This window comes from Pseudomonas sp. BIGb0278 (assembly GCF_024809895.1).
Classification (GTDB): domain Bacteria; phylum Pseudomonadota; class Gammaproteobacteria; order Pseudomonadales; family Pseudomonadaceae; genus Aquipseudomonas; species Aquipseudomonas shirazensis.
Genome location: NZ_JANUEL010000007.1, coordinates 45,104 through 66,644, shown reverse-complemented (window position 1 = coordinate 66,644; position 21,541 = coordinate 45,104). Strand labels below are relative to the sequence as shown.

General features: G+C 54.1%; 21 protein-coding genes and 1 pseudogene. 13 read left to right on the top strand and 9 right to left on the bottom strand.

Annotation, left to right across the window (positions count from 1 at the left end; all coding sequences use genetic code 11):
• The first annotated feature begins 3 nt into the window (after positions 1-3).
• From M2396_RS20760 to M2396_RS20740, 5 genes are all read left to right on the top strand, one after another.
• The gene (locus tag M2396_RS20760) at positions 4-474 is read left to right on the top strand and encodes an arsenate reductase ArsC (RefSeq protein WP_259077663.1); all 471 of its coding nucleotides are present in this window, start codon (positions 4-6) and stop codon (positions 472-474) included.
• Positions 474-1,208, top strand: coding sequence for an arsenical resistance protein ArsH (gene arsH / locus M2396_RS20755; RefSeq protein ID WP_259077661.1), 735 nt, complete (start codon positions 474-476; stop codon positions 1,206-1,208). The genes M2396_RS20760 and arsH overlap by 1 nt, the downstream gene beginning before the upstream one ends.
• A 209-nt stretch (positions 1,209-1,417) precedes the next feature.
• Complete coding sequence (locus tag M2396_RS20750; RefSeq protein WP_259077658.1) at positions 1,418-1,618, top strand: hypothetical protein; 201 nt, start codon at positions 1,418-1,420, stop codon at positions 1,616-1,618.
• 195 nt (positions 1,619-1,813) lie between these two features.
• A complete protein-coding gene (locus M2396_RS20745; RefSeq protein WP_259077654.1) occupies positions 1,814-2,416 on the top strand; it encodes a hypothetical protein in 603 nt (200 codons plus the stop codon).
• Between the two features lie 35 nt (positions 2,417-2,451).
• Positions 2,452-2,739 (top strand): hypothetical protein, encoded by a 288-nt coding sequence (locus M2396_RS20740; RefSeq protein ID WP_259077651.1) that lies wholly within the window; start codon positions 2,452-2,454, stop codon positions 2,737-2,739.
• 68 nt (positions 2,740-2,807) lie between these two features.
• On the opposite strand, the gene M2396_RS20735 is transcribed toward M2396_RS20740, so the two are convergent.
• From M2396_RS20735 to M2396_RS20725, 3 genes are all read right to left on the bottom strand, one after another.
• Positions 2,808-3,254, bottom strand: coding sequence for a GNAT family N-acetyltransferase (locus M2396_RS20735; RefSeq protein WP_259077648.1), 447 nt, complete (start codon positions 3,252-3,254; stop codon positions 2,808-2,810).
• Between the two features lie 96 nt (positions 3,255-3,350).
• Entirely contained in the window at positions 3,351-3,908 is a 558-nt protein-coding gene (locus M2396_RS20730) for a hypothetical protein (RefSeq protein ID WP_150569990.1), read from the bottom strand.
• Positions 3,909-4,015: 107 nt separating this feature from the next.
• On the bottom strand, positions 4,016-4,933 hold the full coding sequence (locus M2396_RS20725) for a LysR substrate-binding domain-containing protein (protein WP_189691832.1): 918 nt from the start codon (positions 4,931-4,933) through the stop codon (positions 4,016-4,018).
• Positions 4,934-5,162: 229 nt separating this feature from the next.
• Here M2396_RS20725 and M2396_RS20720 point away from each other — a divergent pair, with 229 nt between their 5' ends.
• The 6 genes from M2396_RS20720 (at position 5,163) to M2396_RS20695 (ending at position 10,482) form a co-directional block, all read left to right on the top strand.
• On the top strand, positions 5,163-6,008 hold the full coding sequence (locus M2396_RS20720; protein ID WP_220633047.1) for a transporter substrate-binding domain-containing protein: 846 nt from the start codon (positions 5,163-5,165) through the stop codon (positions 6,006-6,008).
• Between the two features lie 12 nt (positions 6,009-6,020).
• Positions 6,021-6,683, top strand: a complete 663-nt coding sequence (locus M2396_RS20715) for an amino acid ABC transporter permease (RefSeq protein WP_259077644.1) — start codon at positions 6,021-6,023, stop codon at positions 6,681-6,683.
• Positions 6,684-6,690: 7 nt separating this feature from the next.
• Complete coding sequence (locus M2396_RS20710; protein ID WP_150569989.1) at positions 6,691-7,410, top strand: amino acid ABC transporter permease; 720 nt, start codon at positions 6,691-6,693, stop codon at positions 7,408-7,410.
• On the top strand, positions 7,380-8,882 hold the full coding sequence (gene argH / locus M2396_RS20705) for an argininosuccinate lyase (RefSeq protein WP_259077640.1): 1,503 nt from the start codon (positions 7,380-7,382) through the stop codon (positions 8,880-8,882). Before M2396_RS20710 ends, argH begins: the two co-directional genes overlap by 31 nt.
• Positions 8,879-9,619 (top strand): amino acid ABC transporter ATP-binding protein, encoded by a 741-nt coding sequence (locus M2396_RS20700; protein ID WP_310504244.1) that lies wholly within the window; start codon positions 8,879-8,881, stop codon positions 9,617-9,619. The genes argH and M2396_RS20700 overlap by 4 nt, the downstream gene beginning before the upstream one ends.
• Positions 9,620-9,708: 89 nt before the next feature.
• On the top strand, positions 9,709-10,482 hold the full coding sequence (locus M2396_RS20695) for an amino acid ABC transporter ATP-binding protein (RefSeq protein ID WP_259077638.1): 774 nt from the start codon (positions 9,709-9,711) through the stop codon (positions 10,480-10,482).
• Positions 10,483-10,549: 67 nt separating this feature from the next.
• On the opposite strand, the pseudogene M2396_RS20690 reads toward M2396_RS20695, so the two are convergent.
• Together M2396_RS20690 and M2396_RS20685 are read right to left on the bottom strand one after the other, a co-directional pair.
• A pseudogene (locus M2396_RS20690) lies at positions 10,550-10,657 on the bottom strand (glutathione S-transferase); the annotation flags it as partial.
• 312 nt (positions 10,658-10,969) lie between these two features.
• Positions 10,970-11,902, bottom strand: a complete 933-nt coding sequence (locus tag M2396_RS20685) for a LysR family transcriptional regulator (protein ID WP_259077636.1) — start codon at positions 11,900-11,902, stop codon at positions 10,970-10,972.
• A 142-nt stretch (positions 11,903-12,044) separates the two neighbouring features.
• Here M2396_RS20685 and M2396_RS20680 point away from each other — a divergent pair, with 142 nt between their 5' ends.
• A complete protein-coding gene (locus M2396_RS20680) occupies positions 12,045-12,803 on the top strand; it encodes a TSUP family transporter (RefSeq protein WP_188035293.1) in 759 nt (252 codons plus the stop codon).
• Between the two features lie 606 nt (positions 12,804-13,409).
• Here the strand turns inward: M2396_RS20680 and M2396_RS20675 are convergent.
• The 4 genes from M2396_RS20675 to M2396_RS20660 all read right to left on the bottom strand — a co-directional run bounded on the left by M2396_RS20675 (position 13,410) and on the right by M2396_RS20660 (position 17,845).
• Positions 13,410-13,829 carry a hypothetical protein gene (locus M2396_RS20675; RefSeq protein ID WP_259077634.1) on the bottom strand — a complete coding sequence of 140 codons (420 nt, stop codon included), beginning with the start codon at positions 13,827-13,829 and terminating at the stop codon, positions 13,410-13,412.
• A gap of 1,436 nt (positions 13,830-15,265) precedes the next feature.
• Complete coding sequence (locus M2396_RS20670) at positions 15,266-16,690, bottom strand: SIR2 family protein (RefSeq protein WP_259077631.1); 1,425 nt, start codon at positions 16,688-16,690, stop codon at positions 15,266-15,268.
• 64 nt (positions 16,691-16,754) lie between these two features.
• Entirely contained in the window at positions 16,755-17,246 is a 492-nt protein-coding gene (locus M2396_RS20665) for a TIR domain-containing protein (protein ID WP_259077628.1), read from the bottom strand.
• 20 nt (positions 17,247-17,266) lie between these two features.
• Positions 17,267-17,845 (bottom strand): toll/interleukin-1 receptor domain-containing protein, encoded by a 579-nt coding sequence (locus tag M2396_RS20660; protein ID WP_259077627.1) that lies wholly within the window; start codon positions 17,843-17,845, stop codon positions 17,267-17,269.
• Positions 17,846-18,774: 929 nt separating this feature from the next.
• Here M2396_RS20660 and M2396_RS20655 point away from each other — a divergent pair.
• On the top strand, positions 18,775-21,351 hold the full coding sequence (locus tag M2396_RS20655; RefSeq protein WP_259077626.1) for an ATP-binding protein: 2,577 nt from the start codon (positions 18,775-18,777) through the stop codon (positions 21,349-21,351).
• The last annotated feature ends 190 nt before the right edge of the window (positions 21,352-21,541 follow it).

Below are 21,541 nucleotides of genomic sequence, written 5' to 3'. Positions count from 1 at the left end.
TTTATGAAGATTCTGTTCATGTGTACGGCCAATAGCTGTCGTAGCGTCCTGTCCGAAGGGCTGTTCAACCATGTCGCCCCAGACGGCTTCACGGCCATCAGTTCGGGCAGCTTCCCGAGCGGCAAACTCAATCCGCGAGCGGTGAGCACTCTGCAAGGATTGGGAATCGACACGTCCGGCCTGTACAGCAAAGGCTCGGAAGTCTTCGTAGACACACCACCCGATATCGTCATCACCGTGTGCGACAAGGCGGGCGGCGAACCTTGCCCGGTGTATTTCGGCCCGGCCATCAAAAGCCACTGGGGGCTGTCCGACCCGTCTGATGTCGACGGCTCTGATGAGGAGGTTCAGGCCGCATTTGATGCGACCGTTGAACGTATCAAGAGGCGATTTACCGCGCTCTTCACCTTGAATCTGAAAACGCTTCAGGGCGCTGATCTGAAGCAGGCTCTGGATCGGATCGGAGCCCTGTGATGAGCGAATTTGATATGGACTCTGTCGATACTTTTCCAGCTCTTGATCTGTCGCTGATGGATATGCCGAGCGCTGAAAAATTGGGTTTTTCAGATGGTTCGAACATCAAACCACGCATTCTCCTGCTCTATGGGTCGACCAGAGAGCGGTCGTTCAGCCGTCTGCTGACGCATGAAGCTGCACGTCTGCTCCAACAAATGGGTGCCGAGACGGTGATCTTCGATCCGTCCGGACTGCCGTTGCCGGATGACGCGCCAGTCGATCACCCTAAGGTGCAGGAGCTGCGCGATCTGGTGCTGTGGTCAGACGGTCAGGTGTGGTGCTCCCCGGAACGACACGGAGCGATGTCTGCGGTGTTCAAAGCGCAGATTGACTGGATTCCTCTGACCATGGGTGCCGTACGCCCCACACAGGGTAAGACTCTCGCGGTGATGCAGGTGTGCGGCGGCTCGCAGTCCTTCAACGCAGTGAACCAGATGCGGGTTCTGGGTCGGTGGATGCGCATGCTGACCATCCCGAATCAGTCGTCTGTGCCCAAGGCGTATCTGGAGTTCGACGAGGCAGATCGAATGAAGCCTTCACCGTACTACGACCGGGTAGTCGATGTGATGGAGGAACTGGTGAAATTCACTCTGCTGGTTCGCGGTCGTGAGAGCTACCTGGTGGATCGCTACTCGGAGCGAAAAGAAAGCGCGGAAGCATTATCCGCCAGGATGAATCAACGCTCTATCTAGGCCAGCTGCGCTCGGCTGGGAAGTCCGCCATTGCACATTTTCAATTGCAATGTGTAATGGCTGGACACTTACGGCTTTGGAATGCGCCGAGCAGGATTACGGGATCAACAAGCTCGGGCGTAGTACGGAAGCGGCTCTTTAAACGGTCACGTCGTGAACTGACTGCGGTAGCGACAGGATTGGTCACAGCATGCAAGTTGGTATCGGTCTTGTCGCTGCACTGGGTTGGCGAATCGAAGAAACGGCGCCCGGCAGACCCGACTGTCTTTCAAGAGACCAACGTCAGGGGTGCTGATTTAGTCATCTCTGGCGTGGATGACGAGTCCAGCATCATCATTAATTTTTCCTTCCCGAAACTGGATGGAAACAAGCTTGTTCAACAAGCCCAGAAGGCAGTCGAGTCGTTCTGACTACGAGCCTCCCTCTGTGTTGAGCCCCGCGATAGCGGGGCGCATTTGGGGTCAGGGGAAGTTGCCTGGCTCGTTCCAGAAGCTCGTGATCAGGCACGCAGACCAAGAGCCATCCACCCCGAGGAAATCAGTGCGGGTGACGAATAAATCCCTGCAGACGCGGTCATAGCGAAAATTCTGCAGGGAAATGGATCAATGACGACACGCTTGAGATTCTGTTTAGTGCTGTTGCCAATGTTCGCAGGTTGCAAGTATCTCCCCCACACCGATTACTTTGTCGCACCCGCGAATGAGCCGAATCCGGCCTGGATTCGGGTCGTCAATTTCACCCAGCACGCGGCAATCTACCAGACCGACAACGGTGTGAGGACCGGCGGTGTGGTGCGTACCGGGCCTTTCCCCTTTATCCATACCCAAGACATTGGCTTGCCCAAAGCGGGGCAAGACCTGACCTGGGACTACTACGAATCAACGATTCGGCCGGGCCTGGAAACAACTGTGTATATGACATGGAAGGGTTCGCGTACCAGGACCTGCTCTGTCACAACCCAATTCACACCTGAAGCCGGGCGCTACTATCAGTTCCTCCTCACTTCAGGTTCCAGTGGGAAGTGCACGCTGTCCCCAACGCTGATCGAGCGTGACAAAGAAGGTACGGGCTGGCATCTGGTCCGTAACGAAGATGTAACCTACAAGCATGCTGGGCCAACCGCCGAGACCTTCTACACCAACAGTCAATTCGAAAACCCTGACTACCAGCCACCACCCGAGCTGTACCCGGGCACAGACGTCAGATAGCGGCTACACACAGGCCCAGCGACTCAGGTATCCAGATGAAGCCACAACCGTTGCACTTGGTTGCCGATGTGAAAGTACCTTGCGCATACCGACCCAGCGTCTCGACGATCGTGTTGTTTGGTCTTGAAGTCGCGGGTGAGCACGAGCCGCCGGTATACATGGAGATTCGCTTCGTGGACTACGCCCGCCAGCAGGTTGAAGGCGATCATTTGATGATTACACTGGAGCAGGCTCTGGAATCAGCCGAGCAGGATTACGGGATCAGCAAGGATGATTGGCGCCAGATGAGCGACGCAGAAATTGCCCGTATCAGCTGGTCGTGATCTGATGGTCAAACCAGCGCGGCAGCAGAATATGTCGGCTGCTAGACAATGACCGAGTGTTCATAACACTAAGGCAACCGCTTCTCCATCGGCTGATAGACGAGCCCGGCGGATTCACCTACGTCACCTGCCAGGACGAACCCGTAGCGTTGGTATGATGCCACCGAGGACAACGAGGCATTCACGGTTACTACCTCTGCCCTGGCCTGCTCCAGCGCAGCATTTACAAGGCGCCTGCCGATACCTCGACGCTGCCAGCTCGGCGCGACGAACAGCATCGCCACGTGGCGCCCTTGCTTGAGCTCAACAAGCCCTGTTATCACGCCATCCGCTTCACAGACCAACATCAGATTGTCGCCCTGCTTACGCTCGGCAAACGCGTCCACGGATGCCACCTTGGCGAAGGTTTCCACGCCCTGCGCTGATAGCGAGGGCGCAACTGCCAGCATGAACGCATCAATACAAACGGCGCTGGCGAGGGGCAGGTCGTCTTCGGTCAGTGTGCGTACGTGCATGGGAGTCGTCCCTGTCTGCAGGATGGAGAGTGGATTATGTCTTTACTGAGCACGCGCGTTATCAGATACGCCTGTCCCACTGTTTACTCAGCCGTGTCACGGCCGGTACAGCGGGAATGCTTCCATCAGCGGCGGGATCTCCTGCCCCATCGCTGTTGCGCTCTCGGTGGGATCGTTCGGTTTTGGAATGGTCCGGGCGAAGTGAAAAATTATGGTCTGGCCAGTGGTGCCATCGGTGTAGTACTTGAAGTAACTAATCTCCGAAAACTGCCCGTCTTTACGGACTGAATCGGGGTAGTACATCATCGCGTAGTCGATCCCGGTTCTATTTTTTGTCAGCAGGACTGCCGGCATATTCGGGTTTTCCTGCTGATGCAGCTGGATGGCACGTTTGGCCAGGTCGAGGGGCTTGAAGCGGTTCAGCTCGCGAGGCACGACAGTAAAGTCGACCATCTCGGTCCAGGCATCCATGCTTTCATCTTCAGGGAAATATTCCCACAGGCCCTGCTTCTGGAACTTGAGGACAAACGTCTTCCCACCGAACTGCACCGATTTGGTTTCGGCGATCGAGGGGCTGGCCTTGGTAGCGGTGAGCGGCGTGGAGCAGCCGGAAAGCAGGAGCAAGGTCGATAGCACAAGCAATAGGGCTTTCATTTCAATCCTTGAAAAAAGTGCATCAGGCAATTTTTTTGCGCAGCTAACAATAGCTCAAGGCAACTCTGAATACTTGCTTTATCTAGCAGGCCAGGAAGTCACGTTGCCTACCGCTCCCTCTCCAAACTCCCCCGCGCCGCCTCCCTCAACATCTCCCCCGCCAACACCCGAAATCTCTGCGTCAGCACATTCTCAGGCCGGTCGGACGACAGCAGCAAATAGGTATAAAAGCGCAGCTCCGGCGCAAACGGCCGGATGTCGATATCGGTATGCAGGTACTCGTTGGCCACCAGCGGGCTGACCACGCTGACGCCCAGCCCAAGCCCGACCAGTGAGCAGACAGTGGCAGCATGGGTCGCATCCATGTTCAGCACGCGCGGATCTTCTTCGGCAAACAGTCGGTCGAGCCGCGTGCGGGAGCCGTCGGTGTGCGACAGCGAGATGAATTCCTCGCCCTTCAAATCTGCCGGTGTCACTACCTCCAAGGCACCAAGCCGATGCCCTTTGGGGAAAATGCACACGCCAGGCACATCACAGATGATTTCCGACTGCACACCGGCCATGTCTTCGGCCACGTAGGACACCAGGCAGACATCGCAGAAACGGGTCGCCGCCCAGTGCGCGACGTTGGGCGAGTCATTGGTGTGGATCGATATATGCACGTGTGGGTTCTGCTGGCGAAAGCGCTGGATGATCGCCGGCAGCAGGCCGTGGGTCAGCGACGGCACAGCGCCGATGCGCAAGCGCCCGGTACCGCCACGTTTGAGGTGCTGGGCGGAGTTTTCCAGGCTGTGCAGGCCGATAAAGGCGCGCTCGACGTCGGCGAAAAACTGCGCGCCTTCATCGGTTGGCACCAATCGCGCGCCCACCCGCTCAAACAATTTGAAGCCGTTGGCCCGTTCGAGCTGGGCGATCAGGCGGCTGACGTTCGGCTGCGAGGTGTGCAACGCCTGCGCCGCCGCCGTCATGGAGCCGCTGACCATCACCGCGCGGAAGGTTTCGATCTGCTTGAAGTTAATGGCCATATCATTTCTGCATGACTAGTTGATGGATTGTCATTTGATTGCATGACCCGAAGATTTTATAACTAGATCTACATCGACGTCTGCCCCGATGCAGCGCGATGCCAACCGAGCGCATACCCGCAACAACAAAAACAAAACCGGTGCTCAAGCTTCATTTCAGCTCTGCCCTTGTACTCATCGTTTCGCCGCACGCCAGTGGGGCGATGCAGCCCGGTAATCAGGAGGCATCATGTCGTTCTCGTATAAAAAACTAAGCGCTGCACTGGCCCTTTCGTGCGTGTCCATGGCAGCGGTGTCCACCGCCCAAGCCGTCGACTTGCCGGCCGTTCCTGCAGCTATCAAAGAGGCAGGCCAGCTGCGAGCTGGCGTGCGTTGCGACCAGCCGCCTTATGGCTATCAAGACAACAAGGGCGACTTTGCCGGCGTCGAAGTAGAGATGGCAAAGCAGGTGTCACTGTGGGCCCTGGGCTCCAAGGACAAGGTCAGCTTTACCTGCGTGACTGCCGAAAACCGAGTGCCGCAACTGCTGGGGCGCAAGGTCGACTTCCTCATCGCCACCCTCGGCGTGACCCCGGAGCGTCAGCGCGTGATCGACTTCACCACGCCCTACCGCTGGGGGGCGAGTGACGTGGTGGTGAAGAAGGACAGCCCGGCACAGAAGATCGCCGACCTCAAGGGCAAGACCCTCGCCACGCTCAAGGGCTCGGTGCAGGCCAAGTGGTTCGAAGACCACATGCCCGACGTGAAAACCCTGCGCATGAACAGCGCCGCCGATGCCCTGCAAGCCTTCCGCCAAGGCCGCGCCGATGCCTACACCCACGACGCCGCAACGCTGGTGGTGGTGGCAGACAACGACAAGGACGCGCGCCTGATCGGCGAACCGTTCCAGATCTCCGACGCGGCCATCGGTGTGCGCAAGAACGAAGAGCAGTGGCGCGACTTCCTCAGCGCGGCGGTGCTGCGCATGCGTGAAGAGCACCTGTACCGCGGCTGGGTAGAGCAGTTCGTACCGAAGAATATCCAGGGCTATTACATCAGTGTGTTCGAGCAGGCCAAACCTGCCGAATCGCTCTGATCGGCCGCGATCATGGATTTCGACATCCATTACTTGATGGCGCAGTGGCCTGCGCTGCTCGACGGCGTGTTGATGACGCTGAAGATCACCGCGCTGGCCATCTTCTTTTCAATGCTGATCGGTGTGCTGGGCGGCGCGGTGCGGGTGATGAAAGTGCCGGTGCTGTCGCAGGCCGTGGTGCTGTACGTGGAGTTGATCCGCAATACGCCGATCCTGGTGCAGTTGTTCTTCATCTTCTACGGTCTGCCGGCCATTGGCTTAGGGTTGTCGCTGTTCTGGTCGGGGGTGGTGTGCCTGTCACTGTGGGCTGGGGCTTATCAGATCGAGAACATCCGCGGCGGCCTGGCCACCGTGGAGCGCGGCATGCGCGAGGCGAGCCTGGCACTCAGCCTCAAGCCCGCGCAGTACTTTGCCCTGATCGCCCTGCCGATCGCGTTTCGCACCAGCCTGCCGGCGATGCTCAACACCGCGATCTCGCTGCTGAAGAACTCTTCGTACCTGCAGGCCATCGGCCTGGCGGAATTGACCTTCGTCGCGGTGGACCGCATCGCCACGGACTTTCGCGCCATCGAGATGTTCACGGCCATCTGCGTCATGTACCTGGTGCTGGTCGGCGTGCTCGCGCTTTTGACTGCGCGCCTTTCCGCCCACTTACAACGCCCTTTCCGGCAGTGAGGCGAGCATGAACTTCATCTTCGAAAACTGGAGCTTCGTTTTAAAAGGGTTGTTGATGACCCTGCAGCTGGCGCTGGTGGTGCTGTTGTTCACCACGCTGATCTCGGCCGTGCTCGGCGTACTGGCCACGGTCAAGAACCGCGTGCTGTGGTGGACGATTCATGCCTATGTGGAGCTGTTCCGCTCCATTCCGCTGATCGTCAACGTGTTCTTCATCTTCTTCGGCGCGCCGATGTTCGGCGTCGATCTAAGCCCGTTTGCCGCGGTCACCGTCGGCCTGACCTTGTGGGGCAGCGCCAACGGTATCGAGATCGTGCGGGGCGGGTTGGAGTCGGTGTCCCGACACCAGTGGAAAAGCGCCTGGGCCTTGGGCCTGCGCCCCTGGCAGATCTACCTGCACGTGATCGTGCCGCAGTCGATGAAAGCCATTCTGCCGGCCTATACCGGGCTGCTGACGATCCTCGTGCAAGCGACGTCGCTGGGCGCCCTGGTCGGCGTAGGCGAATTCCTCAAGGTCGGCCAGATCATCATCGAACGGGAAACCGTCATGACCGGCGTCAGCCCGGCCTTCTCGGTCTACGCCGTGGTGTTGCTGGTGTACTTCGTCATCTGCTCGGCACTGACCTGGCTTAGCCGTTATCTCGAACGTCGTCTGGGTCGCCCGGCGGTACGTACTTCTATTGGAGAGGTTCCAACATGCAAGAATCCAAAGTCAGTCGGCGTCTGAAAGAAAGCACCGCGCCGGAAGTCAACGAGTACATCTATCGCCCGCGCCTGGAAGGCTTCGCCAGCGGTTTCGCCAACCTGGGCAACGTCAACAAGGCGCACATCCTGATGCTTGCCGAACAGGGGCTGATTCGCGGCGAACATGCCAGTGCGCTGGCCAAGGGTGTGCTGGACATGGAGCAGGCCGGGCCGGATGCGGTCGAGCTGGACCCGTCCCGCGAAGACGCCTACTTCAACTACGAAGCGCACCTGATCGAGCAGATCGGCGCCGACATCGGCGGGCGCCTGCACACCGGTCGCAGCCGCAACGACATCCTCGCCACACTCGACCGCCTGCGCTGCCGCGAGTTGTTGATGGACCTGATCGATGAACTGGTGACCGTGCGCGCCACGGCCCTGCGCTGCGCCGCGATGTACGCCGAAGTGGTGATGCCCGGCTACACCCACCTGCAGCCGGCGCAACCGATCACCTACGGCTACTACCTGAGCGCGGTGGAACAGGCGCTGGAGCGCGACAGCAAGCGCCTGATCCAGACTCTGGAGTCGATGAACCAGTGTCCACTCGGCGCAGCCGCTTTCGCCGGCACGCCGTTCGACATCGACCGCGCCCGCACCGCCGAGCTGCTCGGCTTCGACGGCTACCTGGACAACGCGCTGGACGCCATCGGCTCACGCGACTTCCTGCTCGAAAGCCTGTCGCACCTGAGCCACCTGGCGGTGTTCTGGAGCCGCGTCGCGCAGGACTACTTTGTCTGGAGCACCCATGAGTTCAACCTCATCGACTTCCCCGACAGCGTCGCCGCCACCTCCAGCATCATGCCGCAAAAGAAAAACCCCACCGTACTCGAGTACCTCAAGGGCCGCAGCGGGCACATCGTCGGCCTGCTGATGGGCGCCAGCGTGAGCATCAAGGGCACCAACTTTTCCCACACCGGCGACGGCAACCGCGAAGGCACCCGCGGCTTCTGGGAAGCCGCCGAAGAAACCCTACGCTGCCTGAAACTGCTCGACCTGGTGCTGCGCACCGCAACGCCCAACATCGACCTGGCGGTACGCCGCGCCGGTGAAGACTTCTCCACCGCCACCGGCCTTGCCGACCTGATGGTGCGCGAAGTCGACCTGTCGTTCCGCGAAGCCCACCATGTGGTCGGCGGCGTGGTGCGCATGGCCATGGACCAGGGCCTGCCGGCCAACCAGATCACCACGCAGATGGTCGATGCCTGCGCCCTCGAACAACTCGGCCACGCCCTCAACCTGCCCGAGCACAAAGTCCGTGATTGCCTCGACCCGGTCAGCAACGTGCAAGGTCGCAGCTCCGCAGGCGGCCCCTCGCTCGGCTCACTCAAGCCAAGCCTGGCACGTGCCAGCGAGCGCCTGAGCGCCGAGCGCATTGCCAACCAGCAGCGCCGCGAGCGCCTCAGCGCGGCCAACCTCAACCTACAAACCCTGACCCGGGCACAGGCGGGCGTATGAGCACGATCCTGACGGTTCGCGACCTGCACAAAAGCTTCGGCGCGCACGAGGTGGTCAAGGGCGTGGACATGGACGTTCGCCAAGGTGAAGTGGTGGTCATCATCGGCCCCAGCGGCTCGGGCAAGTCGACCTTCATCCGCTGCCTGAACAGCCTGGAAGAGCCATCGTTCGGCACCGTGGTAATCGCCAATGGCGACTCGGCCAATGCCGGTGACCGCAAGGCTTTGGCCAAGCTGCGCGAAGAGGTGGGCATGGTGTTTCAGGACTACACCCTGTTCCCGCACATGAGCGTGCTGGCGAACATGATGCTCGCCCCGGTCAAGCTCAAGCGCTCGAGCAAACAGGAAGCCCAGACCCACGCCCTCGCCCTGCTCGACCGCGTCGGCCTGCGGCACAAGGCCGAGCATTATCCGGCGGAGCTGTCCGGCGGCCAGCAACAGCGGGTGGCGATCGTTCGCGCCTTGGCGATGAAACCCAAGCTGATGCTGTTCGACGAGCCCACCTCCGCGCTCGATCCGGAGACCGTAGGTGACGTGCTGAACGTGATGAAAGGCCTCGCGGCCGAGGGCATGACCATGATCGTTGTCACTCACGAAATGGGCTTCGCACGTGAGGTGGCCGACCGCGTGGTGTTCTTCGACGGCGGCAAGATCATCGAAATGGGCCCGCCGGCGGAAATCTTCAGCGCACCGAAGGAGCCTCGCACCCGGCAGTTCCTGGAAAGCGTCCTGCACTGAGGCAACGGCACCTGCAACATCCTCTTCCCACATCAGGCGTGCCCGCTTCCACAGGGACGGCGCGCCTGTGCTCCGGCAAGGAGTTTCAAATGAGTCAAGCGACCGGCAAAGCCCTGGATCCACTGGGCGCACAGACCATGATCCAGATGGAAAACGTCAACAAATGGTATGGCGAGTTCCAGGTACTGAAGAACATCAACCTCAGCGTACGCCAGGGTGAACGCATCGTGCTGTGCGGCCCGTCTGGCTCGGGCAAATCGACGACCATTCGCTGTCTGAACCGCCTCGAAGAACACCAGCAAGGCCGCATCGTCGTCGACGGCACCGAGCTGACCAATGATGCCAAACAGATCGAAACCATCCGCCGCGAAGTCGGCATGGTGTTCCAGCACTTCAACCTGTTCCCGCACCTGACCATCCTGCAGAACTGCACCCTCGCCCCGATGTGGGCGCGCAAGATGCCGCGCAAGGAGGCGGAGGCGGTGGCGATGCATTACCTGGAACGGGTGCGCATTCCCGAACAGGCGCATAAATACCCCGGCCAGCTTTCAGGCGGCCAGCAACAGCGCGTCGCGATTGCCCGGGCGTTGTGCATGAAGCCAAAGATCATGCTGTTTGACGAACCCACCTCGGCGCTGGACCCGGAGATGGTCAAGGAAGTGCTGCAGACCATGGTCGACCTGGCCGAAGACGGCATGACCATGGTGTGCGTGACGCATGAGATGGGCTTTGCCCGGACGGTGGCGCACCGGGTGGTATTTATGGATCAGGGGGAGATTGTTGAGGAGGCTACGCCCAGGGAGTTTTTTGAGAATCCGCAGAGTGAGCGGAGTCGATTGTTCTTGAGTCAGGTACTGCACTGATCAGCAGTGCAGCACCTCGTGTTGAGCCGGGGTGGCTGTCATCGACCCCGCGTGCGCGGTAACCACTTCACTTTTGCGGCGCTCCACGCTGCACCATTGCTCGCCATTCCTGCACGCTGGGGCGTTCCTGCATGCGCGTGTGCCACTCACGCAGAACCCTGCATTCCTCGGGCACCGCCCCCGTTAGATTTGGAGGTGTCAGGCTATCTGCAGAGAGCATTTCTCAGTTCAGATCAATGTTGGCGGCGGAGCATGGGTGATCGCGTCGTCCCGGCATATCGCGCCACGATCAGCACCGGATCGCCGGCCATGACCTCGACTTTTGCTTCGTAGCTTTGCAGGTATCGATACCTGCCCCTGCGAGAGCACCACGACGGGTTCCGGCGCTCAGGGTTCGGCCTCAAGCACACAGATCACAAGATATGGCCATGTTTGACAATGCGCGTACTGACGTCAGACATACCGCCGGGCTGAACGCCCTGTAATCTCATATCAGTGTTGTGCCGCGGCTATATTTCGGGCTCTCACCCACGCCACGAATCATTTCCAGCAACGCCCTCACCCGCAGCGGCAGATTTCCGGCCGGGTAAACCGCATGCATCTGTGGGCTCTCGCCGCTGCTGGAGGTGAGTTTGTAGTCAGGGCAAACCCGCACCAAGCGCCCCGCTTCCACTTCGGGCTCAGCCATCCAATCCGCCAAGCGGGCGATCCCGACGCCCGCCAAGGCTGCCTGGAAGACCGCCAGACCAGAACTAAAACGAAATTTGGGATGAACCCGAAAGCTGATGGCCTGCCCGTCGCAGCGAAAATTCCACTCTTTGAGAATCCGCGGCGCCGTATGCAGGATCAGCGAATGCGACTCCAGCGCCTCGATAGAGTCGGGCACGCCTTTGCGCTCCAGGTACCCGGGGGCGGCATACAGATGGCGTGAGTAACTCCAGAGCGCGAAACCGATCAAGTCGCTGGATTGTGGAAATGCCCCGCGGATCGAGAAGTCCAGTTTGCTCTTGGCCGGATCGAGGAGCTCATCGGTGAAAATCACATCGATGTTGACGTCCGGATAACGCTCGCAGTACTGCGCGATCAACCTAGGCAATACCCCATGTCCAAGTACCTCGGGGGCGGAAAAACGGATCCAGCCGGAGGCCAGGCCGCTGAGACCGGCCAGGTCTTCATCCACCTCGCGTTGCAGTTCGAGCATTTTGTAGGCGTGGGATAACAAGCACTCACCCGCCTCAGTAAGGCTCACGGTATTGGACGAGCGATTGAACAACTTAAGCCCGACACTTTCCTCCAGGGCTTGAATGGCGCGGGTCACTGCACTAGGGGAGCGTCCCAAGGCACGTGCCGCGGCGACGAAGCTGCGCTTGCGAGCTACGGCCGCAAAGGCTTCAAGTTCCGCCAACATGTTCAATGCCACGCTCCACCTCATTGCACTTTTCACAATGCGGCATTGCAACACAGAAAAAGCCCTTCCGTTAACCTTCCCGTCAGCCCAGATCAGCATGTCCTCTGATTGCAGCGATATGCGCCACACACCTAGATAGTCAGAGCCTTAGTTCATGGTCGATATTGTCATCCTTTGCGTGTTCGCTTTCGCTGCCGGCCTGATCGATGCGGCGGTGGGCGGCGGCGGACTGATCCAGATACCCGCCCTTTTCAACTTACTGCCCAGCGCCCAACCGGCAGCGCTGCTGGGTACCAACAAGGTCGCTGCCGCCTGCGGCACCGCATTCGCGGCCCGGTCCTTCATACGCAAGGTGGTGATCGACTGGGGGCTTGTGATCCCTGCGGCCTGTGCGGCCTTTGTCATGGCGTTCTTCGGCGCCGCCACGGTATCGTTCGTACCGCAGTCAGTGATGCGGCCGGCGGTGCTGGTGATGATTGTGCTGATGGCGATCTACACCTTTTGGAAAAAAGACTTCGGCGCCCTGCATAAACCGATGCGCATCGGTACCAGGGAAAAACTGCTGGCGATCGTCATCGGCGGCGCCATCGGTTTTTACGATGGCCTGTTCGGTCCGGGCACTGGCAGCTTCCTGATCTTTTTGTTTATCCGCTGCTTCGCCTTCGACTTTCTGCACGCCTCGGCATCGGCGAAACTCGTGAACATCGCTACCAATATCGCGGCACTAATGTTCTTCATTCCGACGGGTAACGTGCTCTACCTGATCGCGATTCCCATGGCTGCGTTCAACATTCTCGGAGCGCTCACTGGCACCTGGCTGGCGGTTCACAAAGGCGTGCCTTTTGTCCGAGCGCTATTCCTAGTGTTATTACTGATCCTGATCAGCAAACTGTCTTACGACGTCTTCCTCTAGATCTCTGGTCTTTCCTCAACGACTCGCAGTAATACCCCTGGCTGACAGGCTTTGAAAAAGTAGCGGCCGGATGCTGCCTCCTCGCTTGGTAACTTTTGCAGTCGTGACTACTTGAAGGCAACGCGTCCAGATCTGTAGGCATAAAACGGACTCCTGGCCGGTGGGTGTGGACAGACGCCAGCACTTCAACTTGCTGGCCTGCGCAGGCCGGCGGCTCCGTGAATAGACTTCTAAACGAGGACATCAGAAACAGCAAAGCCCGCAGTAGGCGGGCTCTTGGGTATTGCTTGGAGAGTTTCAGACTTCTGTAATCTGATGTCATGGTGCCGGAGACAGACAGACGGTTGTTGGCCGGGAGGGCCCGGTTTTCGCGGGGTTGGAATTTAGTGGATTTTTTGATGTACCTCATAGGGTATCTATAAAAAAATCAGCTAGTTATGGCTTTCAGTGGAATCGAATCGAGACTTGCGAAGGATCCATTGAGAGCTACGTACCCCCGCGTCAAATGCTAGTAAGGACCGGCAGAACAAGACTCAAAGGTGCCCTTGGTGGAGGGGACCTAATAGCCAGATGCAATCGCTCAGCCACCTCTAAATTTAGGTAAATTCACTCAACAAATTTTTCATATGCACGTTTTTCACACAAAGCGTCCCATGTCATCTGTGGAATTAGTTTGCTTGCCCAGCCATAGTAACCCCAAGTTTTTGCAATATCTTTCTGCCAGCATTCATCACACATTAACGAATGCAAATGAACGTTGTCATTTATAATATCCTGATAAATCCCATATAGACTCTGCGGATTATTACAATAGCAATTGAATTTTTTGTCTTTCTTGCGCTCATGAAGCGGCCCCACGAGTCGCTCGTAGATTTTTGGGTGACACTTTCTAAGGCGTTGATTTACCGAGTCAAGAACATCAACTCTACACTTGGTAATGGCGTTATCACGTAAATTCAAAAGACTCTGCTCAGAGTCATATCTTCCTTGATTTATTCGAGAAACAATACCACTCACAAATGGCATCCTTGAGATAAAATGTCTTCTTAGGGCTATTGTCACAGCAACGCGATAAACGTGAACAACTAGACTATGCCGACATGTGAAATTTTGTCAACATCAATAAGAACCTCGAACTAACCGAGTTGATTGGAAAAATACGCATATTCTTTAGGAATTATAGTTTTCAAAATCACTCTCTTACCAACTTCAAACGAAGGCTGCCCCACGTAATGTTTAAAAGCAAAAATATAGGCTATCTCTTTGCACGTAATCCATGACTACCCATAGCTCGATGAGTTGTGTTCGGAAATATCTGTGCCTCTGTACAGAGTAAGCAGGTTTGGCAGCTCGCTAATATCGTTCGGCCTTAATTCTTTCTTAAGGATCACTCTGGGATACCATCCCACATTTTCCTGGCACGTAAATAGCTCATGAAGTCCGTTGCGAGCAAATAAGGAAAATGCATATCTCAATGAATCAAGTATAGGTAATGCTTCAGTGCCTGCAAGATCCTCAGACAATTCGGCACTATAATTATCAATTTTTACTTGAGCCGGGCTGAGTTGGAATGAGTCCCCATAAAATAAATATCCGGCTTCATTCTGAATTTGAATTTAACGTATAAAAAAAGCAATCACAGACTCAAGACGATCCTTATAAGGTAATAAAGCACGCTCGCCGAGCTTAGAGCTAATGGACGCTAGCGAAATGCTCATTTCATTGGACATGAAATCCTGATCTTCTGCTGATAGCATTATGGGTCACTCTTGATTCTTAGATCGCTTGACTGGCATCTCATTGCCGATTTTTGCCGATCAATCACGTAAATGCAACTTTCGGCTTGAACCTTTCAGCAAACACGTACTGGAAAGGTTCACAAGATTTCGGCAAAAACCGAAATCGCTCTGTGGAAACGCCGATCGGCCGCTACCTATGAGTTACTGCTGATCAAAAAAGGTAGTTTCGGCAGTTAGCTACCCTTCGTAAAGGACAGCTTTGTACAAAAAAGGGACAGATTTATTTTTACCATTGATTCGAGTGAACATCACAACCTTCAAGAGAACGATTCGAGTATCGCCTCCTGACGTCCCTTGAAGCAGTGTAGGCTCAAAGTTTATGTTTCATCTGTGAACTTCACAAGAATTAAATCTGTCACCTTTGACTCCGAGTTTGCGGAGAAAGGCTGGCTGGTTCGTATCGGGACAGCGTTTGAAATGAGCGATCACTCAAACGCGTTACGGGTAACAATCTCACATTTGGTTGACGGCCAAGCCGCCCGTTTGCGCATGATCTGAAAGCATGCTTAGACCACAAGCTTTTAATGCGGGGGACCTAAGCTTGATCTATGTGCTGTGGCTACTACCCTCGTTGCTGGCAGTACCGGAAATTTTCAGGTACTGCCAACTGCAACCACAACGCCATTACGACGCACCTTAGTCATTTCAATTTACAATGTAAGACTACTTATCTAGTTTAACGATCGCATCAGCAATTTTCTTGACGATTTCCTCGCAGGACAACGCAGGATCGGCAAGTTCATCAATAACAACTAAAAGCCATTTGTGAGCATCATATAGCTCCGGCTTAGCCTTGATCATGTTGTAAACCTCCGCAGCAGCGAATCCTGTCGCGGCCACCGGAATGACTATTCGACCCTGCTCAATCGCAATTTCAGCCTCCCGGACAACACCATTAGCGATGACAAGCTGTTCGTTATCAATCTTATTGCCAAAAATGAAAATACTCACTCCTGACAGCCCTATCATCCGCTGACGATACTCCTCCCACAACTGCTTTAAATCTTGACCCGCGCTCGGAAATTGCGGGAATGGCCGCATAACCAGCTGGTCCTCAGAGTATTTCTCCGGATATTTGTAAATCGCATCTAGGGCGCCATTAATTACCGCACTACCGACACCCCAGCCAAATCCGTTCACGACTCGACGATCTTTTAGTACTAGCTCAGAAGCTAGCGCATGGATGAATTTTAATGATTTATCTCGCCCCCACTCGCCGTAGACCTCAGCGCTCCCAGAAATAAAAACAGTTTTCTTGAGGTAGCGCCGCTCAATCTCACGCAAAATCTCAGTTATATCCGAGTATTTATCAACCATGATTGGCTGAATACCATAGCGCCGCAAATCTTCCACACGAAACTCTTGTTTACGCCGTTTATATTGATGCATTTCCTCATCATCACCAGGCTCAGCATCTTCGCGCTTTACAAAACAGTAGTGCGTTTTGATAGTAGATGTATGAAGACGGCTTAACACATAGTCCAGATTAGGATCAGAGAAACTGAAGCCTATAAATAGAAAAGTCTTGGAAACTAAGTCACCACTTAGAGCAGTTACAAAAGGAGCATAATCGCGATGATAAGTTTCGTACTGGTTTTTGTAGAGAATGGCATGGGCGGCGTCCGATACGCAACCATGCATCTTATAAACCACTGCATCGCGCTTGGGCCTGGTAATGTTGAGCTGACTTAGCTTATGCTTAACATCCGCAACCTTATACGCCTGCTTGAGCGAATCCTCGATCAAAGTATCGTAGTTTGTAGTCCAGAACGTCCTGATAGGAAGGCGCGCCAGAATTTTATGGTTCTCCGAAGGCTCCGCTTGGTGTGAAAATTCTTCTACGATTTTTCGAGTCAGCTTCGCGGGGCCTTTGGTCTTGTTAACATGATACTGAGCAAGAGAAATCAGATCACTTTCAAGACCAATTTTAAGCTCCAATTCCTCCGCGATATCTGTTAACAGCTCCTTCCAATTTACGTACCCTGAGGACTTAGACAGCCCTGCTCCTGCGAAGATGGCCGCATTATTTTCACTGAGATCTTTAACGAAATCTCGGATAAAGCTATTGATTTCACCGTTAAACTTCATGCTTTCGCGCTCATAAAAAAGCCGCAGATTGCCGGAGCAATGAGCGGCCGATCGTACATGGTACTTAATTACTCTTACGAATCTTGATGGCTTCTTCGATCCAAGCATCAATATTGTCGGAGATATAGTTGTACTTTGCCTTACTGTCTAGCCCTTGCGGATCGTAGACTTTAACAACAGACGAAAATACCTTATCCCCTAGGCTCAGGTGAGCAAACGGATTCGACCCTTTCAGGGACGTGTTCCCCGCCGAGTTTTTGATGCCGTGAATGTGGATGCCGAGCACCCCCATGCCGTTCTTCCACGCTTTTTTGATTTCGTAGTCAATCCACTTGCGCTTAGCCGTATTTTCGCCAATCAAGATAACGGCACACGTACGTCCCTCCATCTGAGAGTCGATCCATTTCTGGATTGCAGCATCGCCACCTTTGGTCACAGTTTCCCAATCGTTGTCCAGCGCCGGTGGGTTACCCTCGATTGCACCAATCTGGCGAATGGTGCTTGCGCGCCAATTGTCGGGAACATAATGAAAACTAAAGAAGCACTTACGAGCCATCACATCTTCCTTTGTGTTTGTTACCAAATAGTTTTCGCGTACCGCCCATTACTCATGTTCGGATCAAATACAGCCAACTGACCATCCGAGGCCAAATCTATATGTCGATAAAGGCCGAGGTACTCCTGGCCATATGTGGCAGATCTGTCGCGAGTAGGCGCAATTACAATGCGGTCCGTGATCTTGACACCGTCTGCGTAGCCTATTTCCCAGGGGCACCAGCGTGACTTGGAGGAATTTTCGGTCGCAAGGTAAACAAAGTAATCGTTTTCCTTAATCTTGAGCTGAATCCGGGCCGCTGTTTCTTTGTTTGGTCGTTCAGGCATCTCACCATCCAGCCAGTCGATATAAACTCGGCAGCCCGCATCTTGCAGGAGCTGCGCAAAGCCCAAGGCCAACGTGTGGTCTTTATGACTATGAGATAGAAAAATAGTTGACTGGCCGAGACTCTTGGCCTGCTGAATCGATCTAGCCTGCCCATTGAATTGGGATCTTCGGTATGCGGCGTTGCGAAGGGAGTCGGTCGAAATCAAAATTACAGTACTCTCGCTCAGTGATGCTCTTTTGATATCACCAAAATCGGGAGTTTTCAACATCATAAATTTGACGTCAGCACACTAACGAATCCCCGTCATCACCTAGACCAAAGTCGTATTTATAGACACTCAATCTGTCGAAGATGCCACATTCGAGGCGCCGCAGCATCCTTACCCATTTGGACAGTGAACACCATTAAAACCACTCAAACGAATATTCTCTAAGAGTGAATGAGGAAGCAACGGAGGTCGTTGCTTAGTAAATACCCTGTCAGTAAAATTGACAGAGTATGGGTGGGACGGTCAATTGACAGGGAATGTGCTGGAAGGTCAATGTACGCCAAGGACGCCATCCCCTCGGATATCCTTTAGGGAAATTCCGAATAAGTTGCTCATCAGCCGGAAATGCGTGGTTTGAGATGCCGAATAGCCCGATTGTCAGCCGTTGATTTCTGGATAACCAAGGCAAAGCCTTGGTTTTCTGCCCTCATGGACGCACCTCTCCCGTAGCAGATAACAATTGCCGGCGCACCATCCACAGATTCGACAGTACAAACAGCGTGGTCAGTTTCAGCTAGTTATAGCTTTCGCTGGAATCGAATCGAGATTTTTGAGCTTTTTGCTTTCCCCGTGAAGGCTTGAATGCTGTCGCCGAAATCAACTCTTGCGTGCTTGAATGAAAATGTCCCCGTCACCACTGGCGTGAGCTGACTGACAGCAAACCTCCTGACCACGGTGGCAACGTCCAGATCGAACAAAAGTGATCAGCCTGCCAAGCCGGTCATTTTCCCGTACCAGGCCAAGCTTCGTTGATGAATAGCGTGTGATCGGTTGGACGCGAACTGTTTTACTATGCTTACAAGAGCAATCGCTATACGCTATCAACACCACGATTCATACAACGGCTGAACTGTCTACGTCGACTTGGGAGGCACACACAATAACTCCTAAGCTGGCCACCCAACGAGAGACTACTAGGAATTGGCTTTAGGATGAAAGATTACCGCAGCGCCCCTTTATGGACAGAGGCTTTTGGACCTCGCGGCGATATTTATGATGATAAGAGACTCTTCCTATCTAACGCTTTACACGAATTTCGTGAACGAGTCTCTAAGTTAGTCGCACAAATACAAAAAGACCTTCCCAGCTTGACAGTTCATGATATAACACATATCGACGCGCTATGGTGGACAGCGTCCGAGATTGCAGGTCCAAAATATGAACTAAATGCAGCCGAAGCCTTTTTACTTGGCGGCGCATTTCTTTTGCATGACTCAGCCCACTGTATCGCCGCCTTCCCAGGGGGAGTTGATGAGGTAATAAGCTTACCACAGTGGGTCACCTCCTGCTTGAAACGGAATGTCTCCCCCGATAATGTCCAGCGCGGCACGGAAGAATTCCAGAACATATTATTCGATGTTTTACGAACCCTTCACCCAACTCAAGCTCGAGTTCTAGCTCGGCAAAGTTGGAAAGCGCCAAATGATCAAGATCCTATGTATTTGCTTCCGAATGAAGAGCTCCGTAGAGCCTACGCAGAGGCAATCGGCATTATCGCCGAGAGTCATTGGCTATATCCTCATCAGTTAGAAAGCTTCAGTGACTACAAGATAACTCCTCCTACTTGCATTCACCCCGCACCTTGGGGAGTTGACATTCTAAAAATTGCGATTCTTTTGCGAACAGCCGACGCCGCTCATGTGGACTCGGAGCGGGCGCCGAGATTTCTGCAAGCCTTGATTAATCCACAGGGCGTTTCAAAGTTACATTGGGATTTCCAATCAAGAATTAACAAACCAACGCGCGACACCGATGAAAGCCGTAAAGAACTTTGCATAAGCGGCTCAAGTTTTCCAATTAGCGAACAGGAATCATGGTGGTTAGCTTATGATACCGCTCGCATGATTGACAACGAACTGAAAGCTGCCGACAGACTATTGATGGATTTTCGTAGGCCTCGGCTAGCAGTCAATACTGTCGCCCACTCCCATACTCCCGAAGACTTCTCAAAAGTGGTCCCCGTAGAAGGATGGCACCCTATCGATGCAAGTATTAAAATCACAAATATTCAAGAAACAGTGAAGCGATTTGGCGGGGAAAAGTTATACGGCCAAGACCCTTCAAACGCCCTCAAAGAGCTACTACAAAACTCTACCGATGCAATACGTGCATGCAGAAAACTTGGCGGACTCGGAGAAGATGAAGGCGAGATTGAAGTTTCACTCGAAAATACCTCTTCCGGCGATTGGCTACATATTACCGATACTGGCCTAGGAATGAGCAGATATGTCATAACCAATGTCTTATTAGATTTTGGTAAGTCGCTATGGTGCAGTAGCGAACTTGATGGAGAATGGACTGACTTACTAGCAACAGGTTTCCAAGCCACAGGACAGTTCGGAATAGGCTTTTTTTCCATTTTCATGTTAGGCAGTCAAATTAAAGTTGTAACCCGACGGATTGAGCAGAAAGAAAATGAGGGATTACAGTGGGCGCTTGAGTTCAACAACGGCCCCGATCAACGCCCGGTCCTTCGTCGACCGAGCGATAGTGAGCGCTTGAGACGCCCTGGAACCCGAGTCTCGGTGAAGATTGAAAGCAATGTACTTAACAAACTTCGACATACAGGCCACCCTGCAGAGACAGGAGTTGCACTACTAAACCTATCCGAGATCTGCGGAAGACTAGCGCCGACACTTGACATTAACCTCTATACAAAAGAATACAGCCAGGAGAGGACGCGAACAATAAAAGCAAACGACTGGCTCGAAATTGACCCATATACATTAGCAAAACGGATCTCGCCTACCTACTTCAAGCACCCAAAAATTGCAGGAATGGGAAGCATTGGCCCTTGGTCAAACATGACCATATTAAAAGACAGTACGGGAAAAATTCTTGGTCGTTTCGCGCTCTATGATAGCCATCGCAACTTTTCGGATGCATCCGTCGGAATCGGAGTCATAAATGGTATTCGTGCGGGTATTGTCGAAGACATTATGGGCGTAGCAATTTCTCACCAACAACACGACTTAGCTAGAAGATCTGCCAACCCCATCATGAGCACTAGCGACTTAGAATCATGGGCTCAAGAGCAAGCAAAAATCCTACAGAACTCCAAAACAATTAATATTTCCTCTAGTAGTTTGCTAGCACATTTTGGATCTGGGCCAGAAACCCTGATTTTTGGCAAATTAATGGGCACCCCTATTAATTATGGGGATCTAATAAAATTCCTAGAAGATACTGACATACTAATAGTTCACGACGGATCCATTGAGTATGATGACGACGACGACGTATTATTTAGGGATTTTTATGCCCATTACGAACCGATGGCCAACGTCCTCGAAATCGAAGACTTCTCCTCCGCTCCTTGGCCTGACGAACTAGTTCAAACTGGACCAAGTCGCGAACAATGCTCAATCATGGCTTACATGCATGAATTGGTAAACTCCGTATGGCCTGAATACAACATCGAGACATTTGACGCAAAAGTCGCTGAAGTCATTTCGGTACCAATATTTAGAGACTGCACGGTATACAAGCGCAACCAATCCAAGCCTTAACCATACCAAACAGACTCACCATTAATACAAATGGAGACTTTAGCAAGCTAGACAAACTTAATAGGGAACCGGCCATATGGCCGGTTCATAGACCCAAAGGCGATTAATTAAATACGATGGTGGTTAAATTGGGTACTGAGGCAGACGGACGTGACTGGCAATAATGCCATGAGGTAGTCTCAAGATAGTC

What these genes read in the sequence shown, in the direction of transcription:
- M2396_RS20725 (WP_189691832.1), bottom strand. Translation starts at nt 4,933, where the DNA reads ATGGCCATTAACTTCAAGCAGATCGAAACCTTCCGCGCGGTGATGGTC.
- arsH (WP_259077661.1), top strand. Translation starts at nt 474, where the DNA reads ATGAGCGAATTTGATATGGACTCTGTCGATACTTTTCCAGCTCTTGAT.
- M2396_RS20675 (WP_259077634.1), bottom strand. Translation starts at nt 13,829, where the DNA reads ATGCCATTTGTGAGTGGTATTGTTTCTCGAATAAATCAAGGAAGATAT.
- argH (WP_259077640.1), top strand. Translation starts at nt 7,380, where the DNA reads ATGCAAGAATCCAAAGTCAGTCGGCGTCTGAAAGAAAGCACCGCGCCG.
- M2396_RS20665 (WP_259077628.1), bottom strand. Translation starts at nt 17,246, where the DNA reads ATGGCTCGTAAGTGCTTCTTTAGTTTTCATTATGTTCCCGACAATTGG.
- M2396_RS20735 (WP_259077648.1), bottom strand. Translation starts at nt 3,254, where the DNA reads ATGCACGTACGCACACTGACCGAAGACGACCTGCCCCTCGCCAGCGCC.
- M2396_RS20710 (WP_150569989.1), top strand. Translation starts at nt 6,691, where the DNA reads ATGAACTTCATCTTCGAAAACTGGAGCTTCGTTTTAAAAGGGTTGTTG.
- M2396_RS20745 (WP_259077654.1), top strand. Translation starts at nt 1,814, where the DNA reads ATGACGACACGCTTGAGATTCTGTTTAGTGCTGTTGCCAATGTTCGCA.
- M2396_RS20655 (WP_259077626.1), top strand. Translation starts at nt 18,775, where the DNA reads ATGAAAGATTACCGCAGCGCCCCTTTATGGACAGAGGCTTTTGGACCT.
- M2396_RS20695 (WP_259077638.1), top strand. Translation starts at nt 9,709, where the DNA reads ATGAGTCAAGCGACCGGCAAAGCCCTGGATCCACTGGGCGCACAGACC.
- M2396_RS20660 (WP_259077627.1), bottom strand. Translation starts at nt 17,845, where the DNA reads ATGATGTTGAAAACTCCCGATTTTGGTGATATCAAAAGAGCATCACTG.
- M2396_RS20715 (WP_259077644.1), top strand. Translation starts at nt 6,021, where the DNA reads ATGGATTTCGACATCCATTACTTGATGGCGCAGTGGCCTGCGCTGCTC.
- M2396_RS20730 (WP_150569990.1), bottom strand. Translation starts at nt 3,908, where the DNA reads ATGAAAGCCCTATTGCTTGTGCTATCGACCTTGCTCCTGCTTTCCGGC.
- M2396_RS20680 (WP_188035293.1), top strand. Translation starts at nt 12,045, where the DNA reads ATGGTCGATATTGTCATCCTTTGCGTGTTCGCTTTCGCTGCCGGCCTG.
- M2396_RS20700 (WP_310504244.1), top strand. Translation starts at nt 8,879, where the DNA reads ATGAGCACGATCCTGACGGTTCGCGACCTGCACAAAAGCTTCGGCGCG.
- M2396_RS20760 (WP_259077663.1), top strand. Translation starts at nt 4, where the DNA reads ATGAAGATTCTGTTCATGTGTACGGCCAATAGCTGTCGTAGCGTCCTG.
- M2396_RS20720 (WP_220633047.1), top strand. Translation starts at nt 5,163, where the DNA reads ATGTCGTTCTCGTATAAAAAACTAAGCGCTGCACTGGCCCTTTCGTGC.
- M2396_RS20740 (WP_259077651.1), top strand. Translation starts at nt 2,452, where the DNA reads ATGAAGCCACAACCGTTGCACTTGGTTGCCGATGTGAAAGTACCTTGC.
- M2396_RS20670 (WP_259077631.1), bottom strand. Translation starts at nt 16,690, where the DNA reads ATGAAGTTTAACGGTGAAATCAATAGCTTTATCCGAGATTTCGTTAAA.